A 567-nucleotide genomic window follows, 5' to 3' on the forward strand; every position below is an offset into this window, starting at 1 on the left:
CAGCACGGGCGAAGGCCGAGGACGCGGTGATCCTGTTCGGCGACCAGGTCGGGGTGCGCTCCGACCAGTTGTCGGGCCGCACATGGGGCCGCCGTGGCCAGACACCGGTGGCCGCGAGGACCGGGAAACGTTTCTCCCTCAACGCGATGTCGACGATCTCCCCGCGTGGAGACATGCACTTCACCGTGTTCCGCGGCCGGTTCAACACGAAATCCTTCCTGGAGTTCCTGACCCGGCTGCTCGCCCGGCACGACACGAAGATCCACCTGGTCCTCGACGGGCACCCCGCGCACCGCTCGAAGGCCGTCAAACGCTGGGTGGCCGAGCGCGCCGACCGGATCGAGCTGCACTTCCTGCCCGCCTACGCCCCACACCTCAACCCCGACGAGTTGGTCAACGCCGACCTCAAACGCACCCTGGCCGACCAGATCCTCACCAACCCCGCCCAGATGGAGACCGCCGTGCGCTCGTTCTTCCACCGCGTCCAGAAGCTCCCCGGCCGCGCCCGCAGCTACTTCCAGGCCCCACACACCACTTACGCTTCAACCTTTTAGTTTCGGATCAATA

At 66.5% G+C, this 567-nt stretch carries 1 protein-coding gene; it reads left to right on the forward strand.

All coding sequences use genetic code 11. From position 1 onward, the window contains the following. On the forward strand, positions 1–554 hold a 554-nt coding region (locus IU459_RS37495; RefSeq protein WP_195134303.1), incomplete at its 5' end, for an IS630 family transposase. Positions 555–567 lie beyond the last annotated feature (13 nt).

This window comes from Nocardia amamiensis, from assembly GCF_015477605.1.
Classification (GTDB): Bacteria; Actinomycetota; Actinomycetes; order Mycobacteriales; family Mycobacteriaceae; genus Nocardia; species Nocardia amamiensis_A.